Annotated in this window: 24 protein-coding genes and 3 pseudogenes; 14 read left to right on the top strand and 13 right to left on the bottom strand. The window is 57.0% G+C overall.

Features of this window, described 5'->3' with window-relative positions:
* Positions 1-368: 368 nt before the first annotated feature.
* From PFEN_RS16085 to PFEN_RS16100, 4 genes and pseudogenes are all read left to right on the top strand, one after another.
* The gene (locus PFEN_RS16085; RefSeq protein WP_191487797.1) at positions 369-749 is read left to right on the top strand and encodes a hypothetical protein; all 381 of its coding nucleotides are present in this window, start codon (positions 369-371) and stop codon (positions 747-749) included.
* 279 nt (positions 750-1,028) lie between these two features.
* Positions 1,029-1,361, top strand: a complete 333-nt coding sequence (locus PFEN_RS16090; protein WP_191487798.1) for a hypothetical protein — start codon at positions 1,029-1,031, stop codon at positions 1,359-1,361.
* Between the two features lie 207 nt (positions 1,362-1,568).
* On the top strand, positions 1,569-1,865 hold the full coding sequence (gene tnpB, locus PFEN_RS16095; RefSeq protein ID WP_191487799.1) for an IS66 family insertion sequence element accessory protein TnpB: 297 nt from the start codon (positions 1,569-1,571) through the stop codon (positions 1,863-1,865).
* A gap of 100 nt (positions 1,866-1,965) precedes the next feature.
* Positions 1,966-2,674, top strand: a pseudogene (locus PFEN_RS16100) (IS66 family transposase); the annotation flags it as partial.
* On the opposite strand, the pseudogene PFEN_RS30645 reads toward PFEN_RS16100, so the two are convergent.
* A pseudogene (locus tag PFEN_RS30645) lies at positions 2,657-2,797 on the bottom strand (integrase); the annotation flags it as partial. The pseudogenes PFEN_RS16100 and PFEN_RS30645 sit on opposite strands and share 18 nt — an antisense overlap.
* 166 nt (positions 2,798-2,963) lie before the next feature.
* On the opposite strand from PFEN_RS30645, the gene PFEN_RS16105 reads away from it, so the two are divergent.
* A complete protein-coding gene (locus PFEN_RS16105; RefSeq protein WP_191487800.1) occupies positions 2,964-3,497 on the top strand; it encodes a hypothetical protein in 534 nt (177 codons plus the stop codon).
* Between the two features lie 180 nt (positions 3,498-3,677).
* On the opposite strand, the pseudogene PFEN_RS16110 reads toward PFEN_RS16105, so the two are convergent.
* The 3 genes and pseudogenes from PFEN_RS16110 to PFEN_RS16120 form a co-directional block, all read right to left on the bottom strand.
* Positions 3,678-3,907: pseudogene (locus PFEN_RS16110) on the bottom strand (IS66 family transposase zinc-finger binding domain-containing protein); the annotation flags it as partial.
* A 71-nt stretch (positions 3,908-3,978) separates the two neighbouring features.
* Complete coding sequence (tnpB, locus tag PFEN_RS16115) at positions 3,979-4,314, bottom strand: IS66 family insertion sequence element accessory protein TnpB (RefSeq protein ID WP_191487801.1); 336 nt, start codon at positions 4,312-4,314, stop codon at positions 3,979-3,981.
* Positions 4,315-4,623: 309 nt separating this feature from the next.
* Positions 4,624-5,322, bottom strand: a complete 699-nt coding sequence (locus tag PFEN_RS16120) for a GlxA family transcriptional regulator (RefSeq protein WP_224770980.1) — start codon at positions 5,320-5,322, stop codon at positions 4,624-4,626.
* 353 nt (positions 5,323-5,675) lie between these two features.
* On the opposite strand from PFEN_RS16120, the gene PFEN_RS16125 reads away from it, so the two are divergent.
* Entirely contained in the window at positions 5,676-6,140 is a 465-nt protein-coding gene (locus tag PFEN_RS16125) for a tautomerase family protein (RefSeq protein WP_191487802.1), read from the top strand.
* Between the two features lie 316 nt (positions 6,141-6,456).
* Here the strand turns inward: PFEN_RS16125 and PFEN_RS16130 are convergent, their stop codons facing one another.
* On the bottom strand, positions 6,457-6,819 hold the full coding sequence (locus tag PFEN_RS16130) for a MerR family transcriptional regulator (protein ID WP_191487803.1): 363 nt from the start codon (positions 6,817-6,819) through the stop codon (positions 6,457-6,459).
* 53 nt (positions 6,820-6,872) lie between these two features.
* A complete protein-coding gene (locus tag PFEN_RS16135; RefSeq protein WP_191487804.1) occupies positions 6,873-7,448 on the bottom strand; it encodes an NAD(P)H-dependent oxidoreductase in 576 nt (191 codons plus the stop codon).
* Positions 7,449-7,617: 169 nt separating this feature from the next.
* On the opposite strand from PFEN_RS16135, the gene PFEN_RS31030 reads away from it, so the two are divergent.
* The 3 genes from PFEN_RS31030 to PFEN_RS16145 all read left to right on the top strand — a co-directional run bounded on the left by PFEN_RS31030 (position 7,618) and on the right by PFEN_RS16145 (position 9,469).
* A complete protein-coding gene (locus PFEN_RS31030) occupies positions 7,618-7,743 on the top strand; it encodes a DUF6124 family protein (RefSeq protein WP_263596608.1) in 126 nt (41 codons plus the stop codon).
* Between the two features lie 203 nt (positions 7,744-7,946).
* Positions 7,947-8,138: a hypothetical protein gene (locus tag PFEN_RS16140; protein WP_191487805.1), complete on the top strand. Its 192-nt coding sequence runs from the start codon at positions 7,947-7,949 to the stop codon at positions 8,136-8,138.
* A 581-nt stretch (positions 8,139-8,719) separates the two neighbouring features.
* A complete protein-coding gene (locus PFEN_RS16145; protein ID WP_191487806.1) occupies positions 8,720-9,469 on the top strand; it encodes a substrate-binding periplasmic protein in 750 nt (249 codons plus the stop codon).
* A gap of 59 nt (positions 9,470-9,528) precedes the next feature.
* Here the strand turns inward: PFEN_RS16145 and PFEN_RS16150 are convergent, their stop codons facing one another.
* Positions 9,529-9,699 (bottom strand): hypothetical protein, encoded by a 171-nt coding sequence (locus tag PFEN_RS16150; protein WP_191487807.1) that lies wholly within the window; start codon positions 9,697-9,699, stop codon positions 9,529-9,531.
* A 121-nt stretch (positions 9,700-9,820) separates the two neighbouring features.
* Here PFEN_RS16150 and PFEN_RS16155 point away from each other — a divergent pair, with 121 nt between their 5' ends.
* The 3 genes from PFEN_RS16155 to PFEN_RS16165 all read left to right on the top strand — a co-directional run bounded on the left by PFEN_RS16155 (position 9,821) and on the right by PFEN_RS16165 (position 13,855).
* The gene (locus PFEN_RS16155; protein WP_224770981.1) at positions 9,821-11,158 is read left to right on the top strand and encodes a hypothetical protein; all 1,338 of its coding nucleotides are present in this window, start codon (positions 9,821-9,823) and stop codon (positions 11,156-11,158) included.
* A 58-nt stretch (positions 11,159-11,216) separates the two neighbouring features.
* Positions 11,217-12,617 (top strand): alkaline phosphatase family protein, encoded by a 1,401-nt coding sequence (locus tag PFEN_RS16160; protein WP_191487808.1) that lies wholly within the window; start codon positions 11,217-11,219, stop codon positions 12,615-12,617.
* Between the two features lie 320 nt (positions 12,618-12,937).
* A complete protein-coding gene (locus tag PFEN_RS16165) occupies positions 12,938-13,855 on the top strand; it encodes a DMT family transporter (RefSeq protein ID WP_191487809.1) in 918 nt (305 codons plus the stop codon).
* 79 nt (positions 13,856-13,934) lie between these two features.
* On the opposite strand, the gene PFEN_RS16170 is transcribed toward PFEN_RS16165, so the two are convergent.
* The 6 genes from PFEN_RS16170 to PFEN_RS16195 form a co-directional block, all read right to left on the bottom strand.
* Complete coding sequence (locus PFEN_RS16170; protein WP_191487810.1) at positions 13,935-14,843, bottom strand: LysR family transcriptional regulator; 909 nt, start codon at positions 14,841-14,843, stop codon at positions 13,935-13,937.
* A 31-nt stretch (positions 14,844-14,874) separates the two neighbouring features.
* Entirely contained in the window at positions 14,875-15,660 is a 786-nt protein-coding gene (locus tag PFEN_RS16175) for a sulfite exporter TauE/SafE family protein (RefSeq protein ID WP_191487811.1), read from the bottom strand.
* Between the two features lie 155 nt (positions 15,661-15,815).
* Positions 15,816-16,211: a GFA family protein gene (locus tag PFEN_RS16180; RefSeq protein WP_191487812.1), complete on the bottom strand. Its 396-nt coding sequence runs from the start codon at positions 16,209-16,211 to the stop codon at positions 15,816-15,818.
* Between the two features lie 80 nt (positions 16,212-16,291).
* Positions 16,292-17,062: a class I SAM-dependent methyltransferase gene (locus PFEN_RS16185; protein ID WP_191487813.1), complete on the bottom strand. Its 771-nt coding sequence runs from the start codon at positions 17,060-17,062 to the stop codon at positions 16,292-16,294.
* Positions 17,063-17,106: 44 nt separating this feature from the next.
* The gene (locus tag PFEN_RS16190; RefSeq protein ID WP_191487814.1) at positions 17,107-17,667 is read right to left on the bottom strand and encodes a DUF4174 domain-containing protein; all 561 of its coding nucleotides are present in this window, start codon (positions 17,665-17,667) and stop codon (positions 17,107-17,109) included.
* Positions 17,668-17,736: 69 nt separating this feature from the next.
* Positions 17,737-18,639, bottom strand: coding sequence for a LysR family transcriptional regulator (locus tag PFEN_RS16195; RefSeq protein ID WP_191487815.1), 903 nt, complete (start codon positions 18,637-18,639; stop codon positions 17,737-17,739).
* 141 nt (positions 18,640-18,780) lie between these two features.
* Here PFEN_RS16195 and PFEN_RS16200 point away from each other — a divergent pair, with 141 nt between their 5' ends.
* Both PFEN_RS16200 and PFEN_RS16205 read left to right on the top strand, forming a co-directional pair.
* A complete protein-coding gene (locus PFEN_RS16200; RefSeq protein ID WP_191487816.1) occupies positions 18,781-19,479 on the top strand; it encodes a CoA transferase subunit A in 699 nt (232 codons plus the stop codon).
* A 37-nt stretch (positions 19,480-19,516) separates the two neighbouring features.
* Positions 19,517-20,176, top strand: a complete 660-nt coding sequence (locus PFEN_RS16205) for a CoA transferase subunit B (RefSeq protein ID WP_191487817.1) — start codon at positions 19,517-19,519, stop codon at positions 20,174-20,176.
* Positions 20,177-20,185: the final 9 nt, after the last annotated feature.

Raw genomic sequence — 20,185 nt, forward strand, 5'->3', positions numbered from 1 at the left:
GTTCCTCCGCCAGCAGCTTGATCGGTTGACCTGCGCGCAGGCGTCCTTGGGCCCTGGAGCTGACACTCAACCTGGTGGAAACAGACCCAGTGACACCGTATCTGCCCCTGTCACTCAAGGACGAGTTGGTTGCTTCATGAACTGACTCGCCCCACGGCAACACCTCACGCAAGCCCGACGCTGTCGGGCTTTTTTATGTCTGCGATAAACGTCCATGGCCGTGATAAGCCATCGCGGCCAAGCCTACGAACAGGCTTTCATTACCGAGCATTTATAGCGGAGCAAAATTTTGCGCCCTCATGGAAGCGGGTTACTCTCTGCGAACCTGCTCACTTGAAGCGGCAATGCAATACAGGAGAGGCAAAATAATGGATGATTTTCCGCGTTCACTCACCATCCAGATCTTCAATTCCAGCGCTGCCAATATCACAGTGAACTATGGCGTGCTGACGGGTGGCAGCTGGGCACCAGCACCGGTCCCCGGCACCATGATCCCGTCGACAGGCCAGCAGAGCTATGTGAACGGTGCTCCTAACACTTTCAGCTCTCTTGGCGGTCAGATTGTGCTGACACCGGCTAGCGGCGGCACGATCATCCCGATCTGGTCTTGGCCAGCCGACGGCCGCGTCTCTGGCAGTGTGAACACCGCCTCCGTTAACGGTTTGTCTGCCACCAGCCAACTGATTAACACCCAGACCAATTATGCCACCCTGCAGGTGATAATCAGCAACGCCCATACGTTCGGCTAGCTCTTCGAGGTAGGCAAAGATTCAGTCGCTTAACACACTCAGAAATGAAGGCTGACAGGGGGTCAGTTTTACATTGGCGGTGACAGCTGGATGAGCAAGCGGTCAGCGTCAGCAGCTGACAACGCCCTACGCAGAAGCGGGAAGCCTGGCTTCCCCTTTTGTCGCTCGTGGCTCAGGTCCTCGGTTGCAGGGCACTCTTGAGCTTCAGTGCCAATCCTTAAAGCAGTGCATGCATTGCCGAGCTTTCCAGGTTCTCAGTTGCCCGCCGCAGAACGTGCAATGAGCGATTTTCTGTTTGCAGATCGGAATCATCCGGTGCCGGAAGTACTCCCAAACGATGGCAGGGTCGATACCCTCACACCTGACTATCTCGTCGACCACAGCCTGTTCACCATGCTCGTGAAATGCACCGATAACCGACAGCGTTTCGATGGTTGGGCAGTAATTGGTAATCGTGTCTCCGCACCGGTTACAGAGGCGATGGCCAAGCTGGCGAGTCATGGGTTTGTCCATTGCGAGCGTGTTGCTATAGGTCTCATACAGCCTCTGGAGTATGCGTCCGGCCAACACCCCTTCCTGTCCACGATGCCAAAGGCGATGGTGTCCACCTAATTTAAGTGGACACCCTTTCCAGGCGCAGAAAACCATAGCACTGCAACCTGCTTTCATTCCGCTGCCCATGCAGCCAGCCGGAGCAAGTTCGCAAGCCGCGTCATCGACGATCTGTCTGGAAATCCCACACCCGCGAGGCACCGTCAAAGTGAACTGGCCGACCAAGAACGCCGCTGCCTGTGCGAGCTTTCTGCGAGACCTGCTGCGATGATTCGCATCGACGCTATCTGGCTCGCCACCGAACCTATGGCCATGCGCGCCTGCACCGAGACTGCATTGGCCCGGGTGATTGACGTGTTCGGTGCGGAGAAGCCGCGCTGCGCTTACCTGTTCGCCAATCGCCGCGCCACTCGCATGAAAGTGCTGGTCCATGACGGTGTGGGTGTTTGGCTTGCAGCGCGTCGGCTGCATCAAGGCAAGTTTCATTGGCCGGGTATACGCCATGGTCCGCAAGCCGAACTCGATACTGAACAACTTCAGGCTCTGGTACTGGGGCTGCCGTGACAGCGAGTCGGTTCAAACGCGGCAATCCCGATGCTCTGATACCCGCCATTCACCCATAGGCTGATCGCCGCTGAGTGCCGGCTCTGGCACAATCGGCGGCATAACTTCGCCCCCCGACCTTGACCACCTGCCCCCCGAACAACTGCGCGCTCTGGCAGCGCAGTTGATGCAGCGTGTCGGCACGCTCGATCAAGAGGTGGAGACGCGATACCCTCGGCAAAACTGTCGAGACAATGGGCAAGAAGATCCATCACGAACCGGACAGCACCCACTGCCAGTGCGGTTGCGCACTTAAGCGTATTGGCGAAGACGTCAGCGAGAAACTGGACTACACGCCTGGCGTGTTTACCGTCATCGACAAAGGCATCCCGACCGCTGGATTGTTGGCTCATGTCATGATCGCCAAGTTTGCCGATCATTTGCCCCTTTACCGCCAGGAATCGATTTTTGGCCGTGCCGGCTTGGCAATCCCACGCTCGACGCTGGCTCAATGGGTGGGGGCCTGCGGTGTGCAATTACAGCCACTGGTCGATGCACTGCGCGATGTCGTGCTCGCACATCCCGTCGTCCATGTCGATGAAACGCTGGTACAAATGCTCATACCGGGCTTGAATAAGACCCATCGCTCGTATGTCTGGGCCTATGCCACCAGCCAGTTCTGCGAAACGGCAGCGGTAGTCTACGACTTCAGCCTCAGCCGCGCCGGAGAGCATGCCCGGAACTTCCTGCAAGACTGGAAAGGTCAACTGGTCTGTGATGATTTCGATGGCTACAAGGCCAGCTTCGAACTCGGCGTGACCGAGATCGGCGATTTTCTGCCCGTCCTTTCCAGCTTTCTGATACAGGTGCAGCGACAGCGCCCTGACTTCGTGAAAGCCCGGCATCTCTTCTTCCTTCCACCCTGCGTAGCACTCGGCGGCCTCACGGGCTTCAAGGTCTGAGTTGCAAGTAGGTGTAGCTCGGATGCTTACGTTTGACAGCGTCAAAAGTCGCATCAATACTGCAACGGCGATTCCAAGGCATGGACTCGCGTAAAAAGGAGAAGTTCTTACCAAAAGAATTTCAGCACATACGGAAATAGCGAATAAGGAAATTACAATGAACCAAGCTACGCAGGAAAAAATTTCGATCCTGGCCCAGCAAGCCGTTGTACCGTTCACCCTTTTTGATCAGAACGGTATCAAGATCACCTTGAATCTGCCCAAGGCATTGCAGATCAACCAAAACAATCAGGAGACTTATCCTCCTAAGCCAACCCCGGGAGAAGGAGCTCCCATGTTGCATAACAACACGATCTTCCCCATCAAATCGGCAACGTTCTCCATCAAGCTCGAGGACGTGATCGATGGTTCGAGCAATGTGATTGCAAGCGTGCGGTGGTGGAGTGACGAAATTTTCGACGGAAAACAGACCATGGAGTTCACCGTTGAAAATATTCGTCCCGGCGAAGTGGGTATTTGTTCTCCCACCTCTTCCGGGTACAACCAGGTCCGCTGGGCCACTTCAGTATCCAGCGGGCGCGGTGTGGAAACCTTCACCAATACGCTGAATCTTGTCTCGCTCATATTCGGCCCGCTTCAACCAAACGGCCCTGGTGGGAACCCAACCGGCCCGATTGTCCAGATCGGCTGATTGAGCTGCACTGCGATGCCCGTTGAATCGGGCGTCGCACTCCCTCCGATGATACCTCCGCTCTATTGCTGCACAGCTTTCACATATGAACTGCAATCAACCCGACTAGCGCTCCTCACGCAGGCCCTTTACCTGGATCAGTGTTTCGCAGTCACCGCAGACCCACTTGCCACGCACCTAACGCTCGACGGTAAACACGCCAGGCGTGTAGTCCAATTTCTCGCTGACGTCTTCGCCAATACGTTTAAGTGCGCAGCCGCATTGCAGTGAGTACTGTCCGGCTCGTGATGGATCAGCGTGCGCGGAAACTCCGCTGGCAATGCGGTGCGCTTGGGTTTCTGTTTGGTCTCGGTCGTTGCCGGGGCGAGTTGCAATGTTTGAAGCTCAGCCTCGATCGCCGCGATATCGGAGCGAAGTCATGCTGCTGATTGTGCCAGAGCCGGCACTCAGCGACGATCAGCCTATAGGTGAGTGATGGGCATCAGAGCATCGTGATTACCGCGTTTGAACCGACCCGCCGGCACGGCAGACCCAGTACCAGAGCCTGAAGTTGTTCAGTATCGAGTTCGGCTTGCGGGCCATGGCGTATACCCGGCCAATGAAACTTGCCTTGATGCAGCCGACGCGCCGCAAGCCAGATACCCAACCCGTTGTGCACCAGCACTTTCATCCGATTGGCGCGGCGGTTGGCAAACAGATAAGCACAGTGCGGCTGCGCCGCACCGAACACCGCTACCACCCGCGCCAGCGCGGTTTCGGTGCAGGCGCGCATGTCCATCGGCTCGGTGGCGAGCCAGATGGCATCAATGCGGATCATCGTGTTAATCCACGAACAAATCGGGCGCAACCCTCGGGACCATTGGCGAGCCAATTAACCGTCAGAGTTTCGTGCTCCAACGGTACATTAATGCTGATCGATGTTTCAGGACGAGCTTGAACGTTCGACTCCAGCGTCAGAGGCACGAAAGCCGGCAAGTCTGGTTAGTGAATCGGGCAGGCCAACAGGTTGTAGCGCGGCTGATATTGCTATAGGAGCGTCACCAAATGGGAATGCCCTTCGGTTGACTCGACTCTCTGCATGCTGAGATTGCGTCAGTCGCATTAGTTTTTGTTCCCGCTGTATTTATTACCTCAGTTGCCTCGGGGTTACGTTCAGGTGACTCTTCAGCAGGCGACGCAGGGCTGTTGGGTCGCTGAAGCCCACTTGCTCGGCGATGTGCTCTACCGAGCATCGACTGCTTTCTAGTAATGCTCGTGCCTTATTCAGTTGGACTGTTCGAATTAGGTGTAGAGGGCCGCGCCCTGTGGCCTTGGATACCTGCCTGGAGAGTGTTCGTGTGCTCATTCGCATTTTTGTTGCCAGGGCGCTAACACTCACAGGTGTTGGCAGCGACGCCTCGACATGAGCGATCACCTGCGCGATTAGTTCACCATGCGCCATCAGTGCGGGAACCATGAAGGGAGATTGCAACTGCCGCTGATTTAAAAGTAGGGCTTTAGCCACTGCTTCGACCAGTTCAGGGCCAAAGCGTTGGCCGATCAAATGCATCAATAAATCGGTATGCCCTAAGGCGGCACCTGCAGTAATCAGAGGAGCATCCTCAATAACCATACGGTCTGGATCGACGATGCAGCGATTTGCAAGTTGCCGCAATGTGGCGGCCAGCCACCAGCTCGTCGTAACCGTCTTCCCTTCAGTTAGTCCTGCTGCATACAAGAGAAACACGGCTGAACATGACGCTGCTACAGTTCCGCCTGCAGCCACATGCTGACGTAAGGCAGCTAGCACTGGCTCCAGTTCAGGCTGTAATAAGTGCGATTTCAATACGACTGCAGCATCGATATCTAATCCGGGAAGAATCCAACAGGCTCGCCCATCGGACGGGAGTATCAAACTCTGCGCGAGGAGGCTGAGGCCATTTCCTAATGAAATAGCCCCTTCTACTGCTGAGCGCACAGTCCAGCGCGGCGCTGGTAAACCTAGCCGTGGTGCTAACTTTGATGCGGTTGAAAGTATGTCCAGCGATAGAGCGACGCTGGAAGCAAACGCCCTTGGGGGGGACAATAACAATGAAATCGTTCATTGGCTGATTCTGCCTGAAAGATGTCTGATCGGCCAATTTTTTTTGCGAACAGACCGCGTTCTAATGGTGGCTTATTCACCAAGAGGATTTATTTGTGCCAAATATCATCATTAAGCTTCCTGCTAATGTGCTAAGCGGTGACGCCATACAGCAACTTCTGGCCGCTGTTGATTCTGCAGCAGTAGAGGCAACGGGGCTCGGAAATGAGCCTCGGCAGCGACTCCTGTGTTGGGTCATGCTCGATGAGATTCCCGATGGGCGTTGGATTTGTGGTGGGCGCTGCGACTTTGACCAATTCATACCCTGTCATGTACAGGTACTAGCTCCAGCTGGAGAGTTGAATGCCGGGCGTCGGGCTCATTTCGCCGCATTGCTGCATAAGGCAATTGCCGGCAGTCTGGTCGAGGATGATTCCCGTGTTCTAATGACCTCTATCGTAATCGGCGACGTGGTGGATGGAACTTGGGCCGCTAACGGCGATATTTGGCATCTGCCAGATTTCGTGAAGGCTGCTGGCTACGCACCTCAAAAGGTTGTGGCTGATGCTTCGCTCAAATAGTTGAATTAAGTATAGGGGGGCTGTCTAGGTGTTTCTATTTCTGACGTTGCACAGCTTAAAGAGCAGAGATCATCTACACTTAAGTTTGAGCTACCCATCCCCTGTGATGCAGAACGATTATATGTCTATCGTTCTGCATTCACAGGATTCAGGAGTTCCCGCCTGGCAGCTTCTATCACCTTGCCCTCGATTCGCTTGAGGGCCCTTTCATAGATTTCTACAGTGCTGCATGAATCGCATCCACGATGCTTTGCGTCAATGTTTCATTCGGTGCCGTCGTAAGAACTGGTGTCCGAATGGTCGTGGAATCCGCAAGTTACACAGGGCACAACTGGCGATTTCGGGTCAGTTCGCCCTCGAACCATTCAAGCTGCGCGCATTGTGTTTCAAGGGCTTGAATCTGCGTCTTCAACGCCTGTTTTTTGGTCGCCAGTGCTTGTTGAGCGGCGCCCCAGGGAAAGCTCGCGGTCCACTCTGCCGGTATCAAAGCTTGCAATTCCTTGAGCTTGAAACCCAATTGTTGGGCGCACTTGATGAACCTCAGCAACTCGACACTTTGCTCATCGTAGAGGCGATAACGACCTTGGCGCCGCGCGGCAGGTAGCAGGCCAATGGCCTCGTAGTGGCGGATGGTTTTTACCGTCGTACCTGATAGTTGAGCCGCTTTACCGATGTACATGAACAATCCATTGATGATGTGCAGAGTACCGAAATTACCTGAAATTCCGCCCCCTAGCGACGGGCAATGGCCCGTGCTTGTGCCAACCAGCGTTCCCGCTGCTCAGGCCAGGACTTGATCAGCGGACCGAAGGTAATGGCCTTCACGGGTTTGATGCCACAGAACTCCAGGGTGGTCTTGCGCATTTGATGCACGCCAGGCATGCGATAGATCCAGTGGTAATACCAAGGTGGCGTATCGAGGGTAACCAACAGTTCGGCGCTACGGCCCTTGAGCAGTTGCTCCGGGAACGGCGAGTTCTGTCGGTACTTGAAGGCAAAGCCGGGTAGTAATACCCGATCCAGAAAGCCCTTCAAGAGTGCTGGGATCCCGCCCCACCAAATCGGATAGATGAACACCAGGTGTTGCGCCCAGGCAATGTCGGCCTGGGCCCGCAGAAGGTCTGGCTCTAGTGGTTGTGTCAGATGATAGCCGTCGTGCAGCACCGGGTTGAAGCGTTGCTCGCCCAATCGCAACAGGCGTACTTCGTGACCGGCCTGGAAAGACGACTCAAGGTACGCATCGGCTAGTGCCGAGCAGAAACTGTTGGCAGAAGGGTGGCCGAGAACGACCAGGGTGCGCTTGCTCATGTAGGGCTCCAGAAGGAATAAGCCCTCAGGGTAAAGTCTGCCCCTGGCAGGAGAGTCAAGCCCTCGATATTGCTTGGCTCAGGAGAGGTGCGTCATCGGGCTGATGTCGCTGGCATGTTGTGGGTGCCAACGAACCACTCGGAGCCGCCCAGTTCGAACGGGGTGAGCGATGCACGCCGACAACCAAACCGGTTCGAACCGCAAGGTGGCCATGGGCGTGGTGCACCTGATTGAGCTGGCACAGCTGAAAATGGACTCGGTGCTGGATGGACGGGCCTTCAACGCCTGCACCTGACAAGACTCGGTCATTGAGCGGGAAGCTGTGCTTCCTGTTCCGTCGAAGATCACGCCCACTGACAACGCATGATCTTCGACGGTGGTACATCGCGATAGTCATGAACTGAAACATCGCCGCGCCTCAAAAATGTGCTCCTGGGGTACAAAATTCACCTGTCAGCACTACAACCCCATACCCCCATCCCAACGATGGATAAGCTCATGTTGAGAGAAGAACGCGAACACCTCGAACTGGAAAACCTTTCGGTCGAAACCCGCAAGCTCATGGCAGAAATGAGCAAACTGAACACCGAAAAAGAAAAAATCAAGCGTGAAACCGTGCTTTACCCCCTCGTCGTTGGAGCAGGCCTGATCACCTCTCTGGCCGCACTATTTACGTTTCTGGACAAGTAGCAAAAGCAACCACAGGTTTGAGTATTCGTTAGTACCCATTCACAGTTAGTGGAACCAGACGACCATACCCCGTTGAATGAGGATGTGCATCATGCAGCCCCCGCGTACCGAAGAGTCCCGCAGTCTATCTGACGACCTGATACAGCTGCGTGCCGATGTGGCCGCCTTCCACCAAGAAGCAAGACGTACTCCCCCCTGTAATCCTCACGAGGTTTGGTTGCCTTTCGGACTAGGGGCCGGCATGGCACTGGCTGTGTTTATCATCGTTTCACTGATGAAGCACCTGGGCTGACCCCCTGCGAACACGCAACACACCTTGGGTGTGCTATCGACGCGGGCTATTCAGTGCAATAGATTTTGAACGGGCTCTATCAGGCCGGCTCCCCGATACACCACCATTGAACCGAAACCTCATCGTCAGGTTGAGTCACGTCATGCCCGTGCGATAGCAATAGCCCAAGACCAGCACGCGCATCATCTGTCCAAGATCAGGGGTTTGACGTGGGTCAGGGTCTATACTGGCCTCACCCCTTTTAATCAGATCCACCCTTGATCACCGCGCAGCCCACCAGGCAGAACACGTGAAGCATTCGACAGTTACTGCAGCGCTGCTCTGTCTATTGCTCGGCACTCCCGTCAGAGCCGAGCCGTATCAGATCGTTACCGAAGAGTGGGCACCGTACAACTACCAGGAGAACAATCGGCTCACGGGCCTGTCCACGGAGATCGTTCGGGGCATAATGGCGCTGACCGGGGATCACTTTGAGATCGTGCTGTTGCCCAGCATGCGAAGCATCCGCACATTGAAGACCCGGCCCAAGACCATCCTGTATTCCCTATTCCGCACGGCGGAGCGCGAACCGTTATACAAGTGGGTCGGACCGATCGTGGAAGAGTCCATTCACCCCTATCAGCTAGCCAATGCGCGGCAGCCGGTGAATTCCCTGGAGCAGCTACGGCACGCCCCCCGGATCACGACCAGACAGGCCGGCCTGATACCCGATACTCTGCAGGCGCAGGGCTTCAACAACCTCGAAAAGATTGCAAGCGAGAGCCAGCAGCTCTACCGCATGCTGCTGGCCGGGCGCACCGACATCATCGTAGGCGACACCGACGCGGGGGTGGCTTACTACAGCCGCCAGTTGAACATCGCCCTCGGCACGCTGCGGCGAATTCCCATCGAGCTCTATCGCTCATCGCTGTACATCGCCTTCAGCCCCGACTGTGACGACAAACTGGTCGCCGCCTGGGCCAACGCCCTGGAGCAGATGCGTCGCTCTGGCGAGCTGGAGCGCATCCAGGCTCGGTACAGTCAACCCATCGGGCCATGAGATCTCGGCAAGCAATTCAGGGTAGTAGACAGCCGCTTCCGGTTCGAAATTGAGGCTATTCAAAAACGACCTAACATAGCGACGATGATTGACTGGAAGAACAAATTTCCGTTGCTAGTGTTACCCATGGAGATGCCTGCCAAAGCGGCCATACTTCCTTGATAAAAAATGACAGCAGCAAGCATTGGATTTTTATTCGGAAAATCCGCCTGCTGCCTTTCCTTTTCCAATACGGCTCATCCTTGAGTAAGTGTCCATAGATAAAACACCATCCGCTCATTAGCCACAAGCGGCATACAAACAATCCCAAGCGTTCGCCATTTACTTTTTGAGAAACCAAGGAGTAGGTTCATGGCAGAATCCGATGGCAAAAGGACCAAGACTCACCTATTCAAAGAATCGCACTTCAGACCACGGGGACGACTCCTGCTTCTTACCGGGACGCTGTTGTTGATCAATATGACAGGCCTGTGGTTCATGTGGGTAGTGGCCGGACTTGATGGGAACATCTTATGGCTTGTGACTGTACTCGCGGCCTTCACCACGGTGATCACTGGTACCCCTCTCATCATGTTTTTGAGCCTGGGCTGGTTTTCCCGGTACAACGAATTCCAGAACAGCTTGAAAGGTGGCGCCCTGGTGGCCTATCTGCAACGCTTCTGGTCGCCCAGCCTCATTCATTCGCTCCAGGACGAAGGAAAATTGACTGAGGATGAACCCGCGGATCGTTGGCGCGCATGCGCCGATGAAAACCCGATACTGTGCGAACGTTTATTCGCACGGATATACCACGAGCAATATGGATTGGTGCCCTTTGTGGTGCCGTTCATCATTCTCTTGGCGGTGGCGTATGCAGCGGCCGCTTTGGTGGCCTGTAATTATGTCACCCAGAATTGCCCTCCCACGCTTCAGATCGCTTGCATCTATCATCTTGGCAGTCCGCTGCTGGTAAGTTCGCTGGCGGGGGCTTTCATGTTTGTCGTCAGCGACTCCGTCCTTAGTATCCGGCGCAAGTCATTGAATATTTCCGATGTGTATTGGTATTCCCTGCGATTATTTTTAGCCATTCCTCTCGCCTTGGTGATTGCGAATACCGGCACGGGCGATGGCGCACAAATCGTCACGGCCTTTGCCTTGGGGACCCTTCCAGTCGATTCACTGATGAAGGTCGTGCGAAGAATGGGCTTTCCCCAAATCACCGACCAGGACAAGCAGGACGGCAGTTCAGATAAGTTACTGGTCCTTGAAGGCGTAACACTGCCTGTGGTGGCGACACTGGAAGCCGAGGGCATCAACTCTATCGAGCAGGTCGCCGCGGCGGACCCGGTACTCCTTTCGATTCGTACTGGATTCCCCTTCAGGTTCACATTGCGCTTGGGCTCCCAGGCCATCGTGCGGCGCCATCTGGGGGAAAACGCCGCCCAACTGCTTCCAGTGGGACTGGGGGATGTCGTCCCGATTTACCTGCTGGTGCAGGCATTCAGCGCCGGGCCAATCGTCGGCGCCCCTGGGCCGTTTCCGTTGATTGAATCACCCGACCTGATCGTCCAGAACGCTGCCGCCCGCCTCTTCCCCAATGAAGATGAGGCGCAGCGTCAGGCCGTTACCAAAATGAAATTTCGTCAAATTGCGGCTGAAGAGTACACGGCGATGCTCGCACGGATAACGCCACCCGATATCGGGCTGTAGAGGCGGCGCCAGATAGCGGCTTCGCAAGACAGACAATTGATCACAGACGGTGGAAGCCATGAATCAAATTGAACATGTCGTCGTTGTCATGCTGGAGAACCGCTCACTGGATACGATGCTTGGCTGGCTCTATCCGACCGGCAGCCCGCCGTTGCATGTCCTGCCAGCCAGCAGCTCCCCTCAATTTGATGGGCTGCGCCCCGACATGTTCAACCCTCGTTCGGGCTCCACCCCCGCGCGTCATGTTGCAGTAACGCCGAATGCCAGTAGTTTTCAGGTCCCGGATCCCGACCCGCAGGAAACCTTTGCCAACGTCACCTACCAGTTGTTCAGGGACGGGCCCGTCAGCCCCGCCAATACGCCCCCCATGGGTTTTGTCGACAACTACGCCACCACGAAAACCACCAACCCCGATCAGATCATGCAGTGTTACAGTCCGGCACAGTTGCCGGTATTGGCCGAATTGGCCCGCGCCTATGCGGTTTCCGATGCCTGGTTCGCTTCCGTGCCCAGCCAGACGTGGCCTAACCGTGCGTTTGTTCACACCGGAACTTCCAATGGCCACGTTGACAACGGCACGCCTCCCGATCCGTTCGCCTGGGATGTCCCCACTATATTCAACGTGCTGAACTCTATTGGCTGCAGTTGGGGCGTCTACAGCAATACCATCCTGACCCCCTCCCTGACCCGGACGATGTTCCCCAAATTATGGGACCCCATGCTGAGTCCTCACTTCCGAGGGTTTTCCGCTTTTCTGGATGCGTGCCAAACCAACTCGTTACCCCGTTATTCGTTTATCGAACCGAGCTTTCTGGTCGACCCTAACGACCAGCATCCCCCGCATGATGTTCAGGCGGGTGAAGCCTTTCTGTATTCGATCTGGAACGCCGTCAGTACGTCGCCGGGCTGGAACCAGACCTTGCTCATCATCACCTACGACGAGCATGGCGGTTGTTTCGATCATGTCACCCCGCCGTTCAATGCCGCCCCGCCGGACCAGGCCCGTTCGCCGGATGGCAACGGCTTCGACTTCACGCGTTTTGGCGTACGCGTGCCAGCCGTGGTGATCTCACCTTACATTCAGGCTGGCACGGTGTTCAGATCGGACAGCGCAAACGCCCCGTATGATCACACCAGTATCCTGGCCACCTTGCGCGACTGGATCGGTATCCCCGCGAAGGACATGCTCCCCAGCAAGCGGATTGCGAATGCGCCGACGCTCAATCAATTGCTCACCCTGAGTACACCGCGTGTTGACCTACCCGCCATACAGGCGTCGACGGTCACCACCTTCACTCAGCCGGCGCCGAGCGCGGCGCTCAACGATCTTCAAAAAAGCCTGGTCACAGGTTCCGCGAAACGCTTCGGACTCGACCCGGCGGCGACCTTGCAGACGGTGGGTACCCGGCAACATGCCGTTGATTTCTTCACGCGACGGATCACTCACGCACACGCTTAGAGCGACTAATGCTCCAAGCTCATCAAGCGGTTACATTCGCAAGATAGGGCTCCTCGTGGAGGAGCCCGGTGGCGTCGGACAACAGAGCAATCCTTGCGCCCGATCATTCGATTTCTTCGAATTAACCCAGCAAAATAACTCGATATTCGTGCTACCGGCAGCTCCGTAAGCTTCCTTCGCCAAGCAATACGTTTGGTTTGCGGGTTTCAAAGCCGAAGGAGTACTGAATGTTTGATTGCTATCTGGATAAAGGCTTAACGCGCCCTCCACTGCCATCCCGGAACTTCGCTTGCAGGAAAAAGGTGTAAGGGGACCAGACCATGCCATACCTTTACCTCTCGCTGGCCGCCATCTTTTGGGGTGGCAACTATGTCGTCGGCAAGCTGATGGTCATCGACATTGATCCTGTCCTGCTGTCGCAAACCCGGTGGCTGCTGACAAGTGCGTTGTTGCTGCTCATCAACTATCGACCGCTGAGCCGATCAATGGGGGCAATTCGCCAGTCCTGGAAAACACTGACAATGCTCGCGATCTGCGGCCAGGTGCTGTTCCCGCTGACCTTGTATGTAGGGCTGCAGTACACCACCTCGTTGAATGCTGCCATCTATCTCTCGGCGACGCCGTGCCTGGTGCTGTCCATCAATCGCTTTGTATTCGGCGACAACATCTCACGGGCCAACTGGCTTGGCGTCGTAGCCAGCACGCTAGGTGTCATATGGCTGGTTAGCATGGGCCACCTCTCGGACTTGCGCTTCCTCAAGCAATTCAACAAGGGGGACCTGTGGACCATGCTGTCGGCAGCCAGTTGGGCAATGTACTGTGCGTTTCTGCGCACAAAGCCCAAGGCCATTCCCGGCGGCGCATTTGTTACCTACTCGGCGCTGGTAGGCACTGTATTGCTGATCCCCTTCACGCTCGTGACGCTATGCCTGACACCGGACAGCCTTCCCACTATGCTGAACGGCACCATCAGCTTATGGGGACTGGCGTATCTGGTCATCTTTCCATCATGGCTGTCTTATCTGTTCTGGAACCGCGGCATTGCTGAAATCGGAGCAACACGCGGGGAGATTTTTACTCATCTGGTGCCCTTGTCCGGTGGGGTCTTGAGCATCATCTTCCTGGGTACGCCACTCCATGCCTACCACTGGGTGAGCCTGATGCTTATCGTCGTCGGGGTTGTGATGTGCTCGGCCAAACCCAAGCCGAAACTGATCAGCAAAGTAGAGACGGCCTGATGCACAAATTGATGAGTACGTTGCGTCTGTAACGATCAAGCAAGTCCATCCGCAGACGGCTGCGCGCGAAGAACCATGGTTAGCCGTGGCTCTTCGTCCCCCCTGGTTCAATCATCGGTCTGGCCTCACACTTCTCGCCTTCAAGAATCCATTGGGTAAGCCGCCTTGCAGCAGAACCAGACGATGCATCGAGAAAGACCATTTCTGTATTGAACGTCGCATAGGGGCCAGTCAGTTCCAGACTGAGCACTTTATGGGTAGGGGCGAAGACCTCAACCAGTGCTTGGGGCACCAGTGAAACACCAGCACCATCGGCCACCTGAGAAAACAGAAGCGAATAGGAACCGCATTCAACGATCCGCCCAGGCGTCGCACGATGAAACGTCAACAACTCTTTAAGGTTGCGTTGCGAGGCACTTTGCCGGCTATTGACCAAAAAGCTGCAGTCATCCAGAGCGTCCAGCGATACTGGAGCATGTGACTCACCATAAATCAGCGTCAGGCGATCTTCGAACAATCCAAGCCGGGTCAGATGCCCCGGGGCGACTCCAGCCCCCACGATGGCAGCGTCGCAAACGCCCGACTCCAGTGCATCGATCAAATAGGTGGAGTTGCCTAAGGTGACATCGATCTCTAATGCAATCGGATTGCTCAATATCCGTTGTAACAACGACTGACGAGCCAGCGTGAAGTTTTCGCTCACGCCAAGGCGCAGCTTCTGCGCACCACTGCCCTGCCCAAAACTGGCCTCAGCCTTCGCTACCCACTCAAGGATTTTCGAGGCATAGCCATACAGTTCGTTGCCAGCAGCTGTCACTACGATGCGCCGGCCTGAACGTTCGAACAGGCGAACGCCCAACTTGGACTCCAGCGTCTTGATGCGGAATGAGATGCTTGATTGCACGCGGTTGAGCCTCAGCGCGGCCTGAGTGACACTGCCGTAATCGACAATAGCCTTGAATGCTTCCAGCTCGGCGTTTTCCATCATGGAAAAATAGCTCCCGGTCCCATAGTCCCACTCAAAACACCAACTTGTACCCGATCGAAAACAGCATGACCGCCAGGAACGGCCGCAGGACGCCATCGGGTACCCGCCCGGCCAGATGGCTACCGATGTAGATCCCCGGCAGCGAGCCCATCAACAAGAAGCCCAGCAGCTCCCAGTTCATATTGCCCATGCTCGCATGCCCCAGGCCCGCGACCAGGGTCAGCGGCACCGCATGGGCGATTTCCGTGCCCACCAGGCGCCGGGTCGGCAGGAACGGATAGAGGATAAACAAGGCCACCGTGCCCAAGGCACCGGCACCGATGGAGGTCAAGGCGACCATGGTGCCGAGGGTCAGGCCGGTCAGCAGCGTCAGTCCGTTCAACTTCGACTCGCTGAACTGCGTGTGATCGACACCCCGTCGATGGGCAAATGCCAGCAGCTTGTTCCTGAACAACACCGCCAGTGCCGTCAGCAACAGCACAAAACCCAACGACTGCTTGATGACACTGTTCAAGGCTTCGGGCGCAGTGTGCAGACTGCTCAAGAACCACAAGGTCAATAACACCGCTGGCACGCTGCCCAGGGTCAGCCAGCCGGTGATTTTCCAGTCGATATTGTCGTTCGTCCTGTGAACGAGAACGCCGCCGGACTTGGTGATCGCGGCGTACAACAGGTCCGTGCCCACGGCGGTGGCCGGGTTGATGCCGAACCACAGCAGGATAGGTGTCATCAACGAACCGCCACCGACGCCGGTCATCCCGACGATAAAGCCGACCACCAGGCCCGCGACGACAAAACCGAAATTCCCGACATCCATTGGCAAACCCTGTGAATTCAGCACAACCACAAAAACTGGCAGGCAGCATAGCGCCTAACGTTATGACTCTTTATATAAATATAATCTAACGTTATAACTCATCGTGGTATGCGCGCGGTATGGAAACAACACGCCTATCGTCCAGGAACCCTGAGTCAGCGCCCCGGCTGCCACTGCGGATACTCGGCCATTTCCTCATACTGTAGCCACGGCACGTCATGGGATACCCAGATATGCTGCTCGGCCACCACGCCCGGGTCCTCATCCAGGGTCGCGACCCGCACAATCACCAATGGCAACGCTGGTCTCTCGGCCATCAAATGCGAGCCGCACCGCGAACAGAAATGCCGTAGTTTGCCTGGTGAGGACTCATAGGCTGTCAGTCTTTCCTGGCCCTTGAGCCAGCGGAAATGCTCGCGCTTGACCCCGGCGGTGCTGGCAAACGCCGCCGCATGGGTTTTGCGGCAGGTATGGCAATGACAATGTCCGATCGGCATGTCGATAGAGTCGATTTCATACTCGACGGCCCCACAAGCACAGCTACCCTTCATACCCGCTCCTTGACCATGAATCCGCCTGATGCAGCATCCCGACCTGCTCTTGTATCAGGCGTTAAGCTGGCCAGCAACGGTCAGTCCAGGCGAATGCAGCGATACGCCTCGGTCCGATAAGGAAAAGCGATGGTCTCCCTGCCACGCAAGGCCGGGTGGGTTTGAATCAATGCCTGAAGCTGCTCGGTGACCTTGGCTTTTTCCGCCACGGGCAATGCGGCAATAAAGCTGACCGACAGAAAGCGATCGATGATGACTTCCTCGGGCGTGCCCACGTGGCGGTACTCAAAGCGGCTCAGCTCGGGTGCCGAGAAGTAGCGACCGTTGAACGGCTGGCGCCAGGCACCGCTATGAAAACGCGGAGTATCGCCCTCGTAAGGGGTAATGATCCGGGTAATGGCCGCCACCCAGTCAACCGACTCGTCACGCACGTTCCACACCAGCCCGAGCCGTCCGCCCGGCTTGAGTACCCGGTGAATCTCGGCCAGCGCCGCTTCATGGGCAAACCAGTGAAATGCCTGGGCACACAACAGCGCATCGGCAAACTGGGACTCCAGCGGTATGGCCTGCGCCGTCCCCGACAGCGCTCGGACCTCCGGCAGGCGCGCCACCAGCTCGGCACGCATCGCCTCGACCGGTTCAATGGCCGTCACCGTGGCTCCGGTCGCCGCCAACAAGCGCGTGAACTTGCCAGTGCCGGCCCCCAGGTCGATCGCCTGCCCACCCGGCACGACCCCCAGGGAGTCGCGCAGCCATGGCAACAATTCGGCGGGATAGTCAGGACGCCCATGGGCATAGGTTTTGGCTTCAGCGCTGAAACCGACTTGTGCTGCCTTGTGAACACCCGACATGACAATGACCTCCATGGATTGGTTAGGGCGACTACTACCTTGCGTCAGTCATCCAGATCCTTGGGCGGTGCTGCCGACTTGCCGGCCTTCTCGCCCTTGGCACCTTTCGCGCCCTTCGCTGGCTTGGCTTCCGGTACCGCGGGCGGCGTGGGCGCGACGGCGGCTTTTTCCGAGGCTGGCAAGGCATCGACCGCACTGAACACATCCTTGAGCGCAATCGGCCCCTCGTGTTCGAGGATCTTCTGCTCTCCGTCCTTGCCCACCAGGATCACCGTGGACTTGCCCTCCGGCGTGACCCCCAGCTTGAGCCCGCGAATCAACGCCATGGTGGTCGGCTGTTCCATCCATTTACCCGCACGCTTGCCGACAGTCTGCGCCACTTCGTAGAGCACCAGTTGACGCTCGTCGACCTCCTTCCTGTTGGCGGGGTCGTCGATCGCCTTCTTCAGGCTGACCAGCGTGGGATCCGCCGTACTCGGCGCAATCACGATCAACGGGCGGTTTTTCCCCAGATCCTGGGCCAGCGGAGACGCCTCATCGGCCGCCCATACGGGACTTGCAGCAACGACGGACAGTACAGCGAGGGTCAATGACCGGATCAACATACACACCTCCTTCGGATATCCATGGGCTAATGATTGCGCATCGTAGGAAAAGGTCCACAAGCAACGCAGTTATTTTTCAAAATTCAAGTAACTTGATCTTTCCTCGAGCAAGACGTCGAACAACGCCTGGGCTGCCGCCGACAGTTCATGGCCGGGTTTGGTCAGTACGCCGATGGCCCGTTCGACCACTGGGTCACACAGGGTGATACAGCGCGCGCCGAGCTCGCGCATTTGCCCGACACACAACGCCGGCACCGCGCTGACCCCCAACCCACTGGCAACCATCCGCCCTACCGTTGCCAGTTGATGACTCTCGAACTCCACCGGCAAGCTCATGCCCCGGGCCCGCAGATGCTCCTCCAACATGACCCGCACCGTGGACGGGCGCTGCAAGGTGATGAAGGGTTGCGTCAACAAGGTGGGCCAATCGATCCGGGCCTGGTCAATCCAGGGCGAATCCGCCGGCACCACGGCGACGAATCGGTCGATATACAACGGCGTGAAAGCCAGCGACGAGCCCTGCTGCGGTTCGAAGGCCACGCCCAGTTCCACCTGGCCGTCGCGCACCATCTCCAGGACCTGCTCGTTGATCACATCGTTGACCGTGACATTGACCTGGGGATAGCGTGCACGGAAGGTCTTGAGGATCGACGGCAGCAGGTTGCCGGCGAACGACGGCATGGCCGCCAGGGTCACACGGCCACGCTGCAGGGTGAAACGCTGGCGCAGTTCGTCCTCGGCATTGTCCCAATCGGCGATCAGGCGTCGGGCCAGGGGCACCAGGACCTCGCCTTCCGGGGTCAGGGCGACATTGCGGGTGTTGCGACTGAACAGCCGCCCGCCCAAGCCTTCCTCCAGGGCCTTGATCGTCAGGCTCAGCGCCGATTGCGACAAATAGAGACGCTCGCCCGCCACGGCAAAGCTCAGGCTCTGGGCAACGGCAAGAAAGGCCCTAAGCTGTTTAACGGTCATGGACAAGATCTCTACTGGGGAAAAGGTCACTCTTGAGCTTTATCAATCAATCGCCCCTAAAAATCAACTTAACAAATATATCTTCTGGAGCAACACTCACTTCCAACGGCGAGTCCGACAAACAACAAGAGGATGGTGCATATGGCAGGTTTCGATAAACGCGTGTCTTCCTATGAAGAAGCCCTGGCCGGGCTCGAGGATGGCATGACGGTTCTCAGCGGTGGCTTCGGCCTGTGCGGTATCCCCGAGAACCTGATCGCCGAGATCAAGCGCAAGGGCACCCGCGACCTGACCGTGGTCTCCAACAACTGCGGCGTCGATGGCTTCGGCCTCGGGGTGCTGCTGGAAGACCGGCAGATCCGCAAGGTAGTCGCCTCCTATGTCGGCGAAAACGCGCTCTTCGAAAAGCAATTGCTCAGCGGCGAAATCGAGGTGGTGCTGACCCCGCAAGGCACCCTGGCCGAAAAAATGCGCGCCGGCGGTGCCGGTATCCCGGCCTTCTTCACCGCCACCGGAGTCGGCACCCCGGTCGCCGACGGCAAGGAAACCCGTGAATTCAACGGTCGTCCGTACCTGATGGAAGAGTCCATCACCGGCGACTTCGCCATTGTCAAAGGCTGGAAAGCCGATCACTTCGGCAACGTCATCTACCGCCACACCGCGCAGAACTTCAACCCGCTGGCCGCCACCGCCGGCAGGATCACCGTGGTCGAAGTCGAGGAAATCGTCGAACCTGGCGAGTTGGAGCCATCGCAGATCCACACCCCGGGCATCTACGTCGACCGGGTTATCTGTGGCACGTTCGAGAAGCGCATCGAACAGCGCACCGTGCGCAAGTGATCGTCGGCCCTTCCCTCGACTAACGGAGAACAAGAACATGGCACTTTCCCGCGAACAAATGGCCCAGCGCGTCGCCCGCGAAATGCAGGACGGCTACTACGTGAACCTGGGCATCGGCATTCCGACCCTGGTCGCCAACTACATCCCCGCCGGCATGGAAGTCATGCTGCAATCGGAAAACGGCCTGCTCGGCATGGGCGCCTTTCCCACTGAAGACGAAGTCGATGCCGACATGATCAACGCCGGCAAGCAGACCGTCACCGCCCGAATCGGCGCTTCGATCTTTTCCTCCGCCGAGTCTTTCGCGATGATTCGCGGCGGCCATATCGACCTCACGGTGCTCGGTGCCTTTGAAGTCGACGTAGAGGGCAACATCGCCTCCTGGATGATCCCCGGCAAGCTGGTCAAGGGCATGGGTGGCGCCATGGACCTGGTGGCCGGCGCGGAAAACATCATCGTCACCATGACCCATGCGTCCAAGGACGGCGAGTCGAAACTGCTGTCGCGTTGCAGTCTGCCGCTGACCGGTGCGCACTGCATCAAACGCGTGTTGACCGACCTCGCCTACCTGGAAATCGAAAACGGCGCGTTCATTCTCAAGGAACGTGCGCCCGGTGTCAGCGTCGAGGAGATTGTCAGCAAGACCGCGGGTAAACTGATCGTCCCCGACCACGTGCCTGAAATGCAATTTTCCTGATGAGGAATG

Origin of the sequence: Pseudomonas sp. FEN (assembly GCF_904067045.1) — a bacterium.
Classification (GTDB): Bacteria; Pseudomonadota; Gammaproteobacteria; order Pseudomonadales; family Pseudomonadaceae; genus Aquipseudomonas.

What these genes read in the sequence shown, in the direction of transcription:
- PFEN_RS16085 (WP_191487797.1), top strand. Translation starts at nt 369, where the DNA reads ATGGATGATTTTCCGCGTTCACTCACCATCCAGATCTTCAATTCCAGC.
- PFEN_RS16090 (WP_191487798.1), top strand. Translation starts at nt 1,029, where the DNA reads ATGAGCGATTTTCTGTTTGCAGATCGGAATCATCCGGTGCCGGAAGTA.
- tnpB (WP_191487799.1), top strand. Translation starts at nt 1,569, where the DNA reads ATGATTCGCATCGACGCTATCTGGCTCGCCACCGAACCTATGGCCATG.
- PFEN_RS16105 (WP_191487800.1), top strand. Translation starts at nt 2,964, where the DNA reads ATGAACCAAGCTACGCAGGAAAAAATTTCGATCCTGGCCCAGCAAGCC.
- tnpB (WP_191487801.1), bottom strand. Translation starts at nt 4,314, where the DNA reads ATGATCCGCATTGATGCCATCTGGCTCGCCACCGAGCCGATGGACATG.
- PFEN_RS16130 (WP_191487803.1), bottom strand. Translation starts at nt 6,819, where the DNA reads ATGTACATCGGTAAAGCGGCTCAACTATCAGGTACGACGGTAAAAACC.
- PFEN_RS16135 (WP_191487804.1), bottom strand. Translation starts at nt 7,448, where the DNA reads ATGAGCAAGCGCACCCTGGTCGTTCTCGGCCACCCTTCTGCCAACAGT.
- PFEN_RS31030 (WP_263596608.1), top strand. Translation starts at nt 7,618, where the DNA reads ATGCACGCCGACAACCAAACCGGTTCGAACCGCAAGGTGGCCATGGGC.
- PFEN_RS16140 (WP_191487805.1), top strand. Translation starts at nt 7,947, where the DNA reads ATGTTGAGAGAAGAACGCGAACACCTCGAACTGGAAAACCTTTCGGTC.
- PFEN_RS16155 (WP_224770981.1), top strand. Translation starts at nt 9,821, where the DNA reads ATGGCAGAATCCGATGGCAAAAGGACCAAGACTCACCTATTCAAAGAA.
- PFEN_RS16160 (WP_191487808.1), top strand. Translation starts at nt 11,217, where the DNA reads ATGAATCAAATTGAACATGTCGTCGTTGTCATGCTGGAGAACCGCTCA.
- PFEN_RS16165 (WP_191487809.1), top strand. Translation starts at nt 12,938, where the DNA reads ATGCCATACCTTTACCTCTCGCTGGCCGCCATCTTTTGGGGTGGCAAC.
- PFEN_RS16170 (WP_191487810.1), bottom strand. Translation starts at nt 14,843, where the DNA reads ATGATGGAAAACGCCGAGCTGGAAGCATTCAAGGCTATTGTCGATTAC.
- PFEN_RS16175 (WP_191487811.1), bottom strand. Translation starts at nt 15,660, where the DNA reads ATGGATGTCGGGAATTTCGGTTTTGTCGTCGCGGGCCTGGTGGTCGGC.
- PFEN_RS16180 (WP_191487812.1), bottom strand. Translation starts at nt 16,211, where the DNA reads ATGAAGGGTAGCTGTGCTTGTGGGGCCGTCGAGTATGAAATCGACTCT.
- PFEN_RS16185 (WP_191487813.1), bottom strand. Translation starts at nt 17,062, where the DNA reads ATGTCGGGTGTTCACAAGGCAGCACAAGTCGGTTTCAGCGCTGAAGCC.
- PFEN_RS16190 (WP_191487814.1), bottom strand. Translation starts at nt 17,667, where the DNA reads ATGTTGATCCGGTCATTGACCCTCGCTGTACTGTCCGTCGTTGCTGCA.
- PFEN_RS16195 (WP_191487815.1), bottom strand. Translation starts at nt 18,639, where the DNA reads ATGACCGTTAAACAGCTTAGGGCCTTTCTTGCCGTTGCCCAGAGCCTG.
- PFEN_RS16200 (WP_191487816.1), top strand. Translation starts at nt 18,781, where the DNA reads ATGGCAGGTTTCGATAAACGCGTGTCTTCCTATGAAGAAGCCCTGGCC.
- PFEN_RS16205 (WP_191487817.1), top strand. Translation starts at nt 19,517, where the DNA reads ATGGCACTTTCCCGCGAACAAATGGCCCAGCGCGTCGCCCGCGAAATG.